The organism is Micromonospora sp. KC606 (assembly GCF_004348675.1).
GTDB lineage: Bacteria > Actinomycetota > Actinomycetes > Mycobacteriales > Micromonosporaceae > Micromonospora.
This window is the reverse complement of record NZ_SMKN01000358.1, coordinates 1-2,909: the sequence shown is the minus strand read 5'-3', so window position 1 is coordinate 2,909 and position 2,909 is coordinate 1. Positions and strand designations below refer to the sequence as shown.

General features: G+C 75.1%; 4 protein-coding genes. 2 read left to right on the top strand and 2 right to left on the bottom strand.

Going from position 1 to position 2,909, the window contains the following annotated elements; translation table 11 throughout:
• Both E1193_RS30870 and E1193_RS30865 read left to right on the top strand, forming a co-directional pair.
• On the top strand, positions 1-873 hold an 873-nt coding region (locus E1193_RS30870; protein ID WP_132186652.1), incomplete at its 5' end, for an aminotransferase class V-fold PLP-dependent enzyme.
• A complete protein-coding gene (locus E1193_RS30865; RefSeq protein WP_132186651.1) occupies positions 870-1,097 on the top strand; it encodes a sulfurtransferase TusA family protein in 228 nt (75 codons plus the stop codon). The genes E1193_RS30870 and E1193_RS30865, both read left to right, overlap by 4 nt.
• Before the next feature lie 13 nt (positions 1,098-1,110).
• Here E1193_RS30865 and E1193_RS30860 read toward each other — a convergent pair whose 3' ends face one another.
• Together E1193_RS30860 and E1193_RS30855 are read right to left on the bottom strand one after the other, a co-directional pair.
• Entirely contained in the window at positions 1,111-1,638 is a 528-nt protein-coding gene (locus E1193_RS30860; RefSeq protein ID WP_132186650.1) for an AAA family ATPase, read from the bottom strand.
• Entirely contained in the window at positions 1,635-2,612 is a 978-nt protein-coding gene (locus tag E1193_RS30855) for a carbohydrate kinase family protein (protein WP_132186649.1), read from the bottom strand. The genes E1193_RS30860 and E1193_RS30855 overlap by 4 nt, the downstream gene beginning before the upstream one ends.
• Positions 2,613-2,909: the final 297 nt, after the last annotated feature.

Sequence of the window (2,909 nt, the reverse complement as noted above, 5' to 3'; positions counted from 1 at the left end):
ACCCTGGTGCACTCGGCGATCGAGCACTCGGCGGTGCTGCACGCCGCCGAGTGGCACGTGGCCGGCGGCGGTGCGGCGCACGCCGTGGCGGTGGACCGGCTCGGCCGGCTCGACCTGACCGCCTGGGCCGAGGCGGTGCGGACCCGGGGGGTGGCGCTGGCCGCGTTGATCGCCGCCAGCCACGAGGTGGGCACCGTCCAACCGGTCGCCGCGGCGGGAGAGCTGTGCGCCGCCGCCGGGGTGCCGCTGTACGTCGACGCAGCCCAGGTGGTGGGGCGGACGGCGGTGCCGCAGGGCTGGTCCGCGCTCACCGCCAGCGCCCACAAGTGGGGCGGGCCCCCGGGAGTCGGGCTGCTGGTGGTGCGAAAGGGCACCCGCTGGGAGTCGCCCTGGCCGGCCGACGAGCGGGAGTCGGGGCGTACCCCCGGGGTGCTGAACCTGCCGGCGGTGGTGGCCGCCGCAGCCAGTCTGCGCGCGGCGGCGGCCGACGCGGCGGCGCTGGCGGCCCGGCTGACACCGCTGGTGGACCGGATCCGGGCCCGGGTCGCCGCCGAGGTGCCGGACGTCGAGGTGGTCGGCGACCCGACCGAGCGTCTCCCCCACCTGGTCACCTTCTCCTGCCTGTACGTCGACGGCGAGGTGCTGCTGCACGCGCTGGACCGGCGGGGCTTCGCCGTCTCCTCCGGCTCCTCCTGCACCTCGTCGACGCTGCGCCCGTCACACGTGCTGGAGGCGATGGGGGTGCTCTCGCACGGCAACGTACGGGTGTCGCTGCACCGGGAGACCACCGAGGCCGACGTCGAGCGGTTCCTGGCCGAGCTGCCGGGGATCGTGGCCGAGCTGCGCGCCGAGGCGGGGGTGGTCGGGCTGTGAGCGAGCCGGCGCAGGTGCTGGACTGCCGGGGGCAGCGCTGCCCGCTGCCGGTGATCGCGCTGGCCCGCCGCCTGCCCGACCTGCCGGTCGGGGCGGTGCTGCGGGTGCTCGCCGACGATCCGGCCGCCGCGGTGGACATCCCCGCCTGGTGCCGCATGCGGGGGCAGGAGTTCGTGGCCGCCGGGCCGGACGGCCCCGGGTACGACGTCCGCCGCACCCATTGAACCGGCGCCGTGGTCAGCTCAGGTAGCTGAGGACCGCCGGCAGGGGGTCGAGGTCGACGGCGGTGTCGACCACCAGGCGCGGGCCGATGATCGGCTCGTACTCGGCCCGGCGGACCAGGGTCTGCTCCCAGGTGGGGAGCATCGGGTCGGGCTCGGCGGGCCGCCGGGCCTCGACCCGGCGACGGTGTTCCGCCACGTCCCCGCAGTGCACCTCGATCATCCGCAGCGGCACCCCGGCCCGCTCGGCCAGATCGAGCCAGAGCCCTCGGACGCTGGCCACCGGGTTGATCGCGTCCACCACCACGCTCAGGCCGTGCCCGAGCTGCACCTCGGCGAGCCCGGCCACCGCCGCGTACGCGGCCGTTTCCGGCACGTCGCCGACCAGGCCGTACCGGGCCAGGGCCCGCTCGACCGGGCCGACAGGGAGCACGGGCGCCCGCAGGGCGGCGCCGACCCGCCCGGCGAGGGTGCTCTTCCCCACGCCCGGCAGGCCGGCGAACGCGACCAGCACCTGGCCGCCGGGGGCGGGTGCGGCGTTCATGGCAGCAGGTGCGGCCTGACGTCCTCGGCGGCGGCGTCGCCGTACGACTCGGCCAGGCGCTTGACGAACAGGTCGCGGCGCACCTCGTACTCCTGCGTGCCGACGGTCTCCAGCACCAGCGCGGCCAGCAGCGAGCCGACCTGGGCGGCGCGCTCCAGGCCCAGTCCCCAGGAGAGCGCGGCGAAGAATCCGGCCCGGAAGCCGTCCCCGACGCCGGTCGGGTCGACGGCCCTGGCCTCCCGGGCGATCGGCACGTGGATGGTCTCGAAGTCCCGGCCGGCGATCTCCGCGCCGTCCTTGCCCAGCGTGGTGACCCGAATCTTCACCCGATCGAGCAGCTGTGCGTCGGTGAGGCCCGCCTTGCTCTGCAGGAGCGACTTCTCGTAGTCGTTGGTCATCAGGTAGTCGGCCCCGTCGATCAGGCCGAGCACCTGCTCGCCCGCCATCCGGGCGAGTTGCTGGGACGGGTCGGCGACGAAGGCGTAGCCGCGCTCCCGGCACTCGGCGGAGTGGCGGACCATCGCCTCGGGGTCGTTCGCGCTGACCAGCACCAGGTCGAGGCCGCCGATACGCTGCGCGACCGGGGCCAGCTCGATGTTGCGGGCCTCGCTCATCGCCCCGGCGTAGAAGGAGGCGATCTGGCACATGTCGGTGTCGGTGGTGCAGACGAAGCGCGCGGTGTGCGCCACCTCGCTGACGTGCACCGAGTCGCAGTCCACGCCGTGGCGTTCCAGCCACGACCGGTAGTCGGCGAAGTCGGCGCCGACCGCGCCGAGCAGCACCGGTCGCAACCCCAGCTGGGCCATGCCGAAGGCGATGTTGGCCGCGACCCCGCCCCGGCGCAGCACCAGCTCGTCCACGAGGAACGACAGCGACACCTTGTGCAGCTGGTCGGCGAGAAGCTGGTCGGCGAAGCGACCGGGGAAGCTCATCAGGTGGTCGGTCGCGATCGAGCCAGTGACGGCGATCTTCATGTCAACCCTCGGGGTCGGGAGCACGGCGCCGGTCAGCCTACCGCCCCGGCGGCAGCCACGGTCGAGGGTCTGCCGACCGACCGCGACCCCCCGGCCGCCTGCCCGTCGCCACCCGGCCACCCTCGACTCATTCTGCCGCGCCTCGGGGCTACCGGACGGAGGGAAAGCGCAACCGGGCGCAGACGGAGCTGCCAACGACCAGCACCGACGGGGCCCGGAAACGGCGGCGGGGCCCGGAAACGGCGGCGGGGCCCGGAAACGGCGGCGGGGCCCGGAAACGGCGGCGGGGCCCGGAAA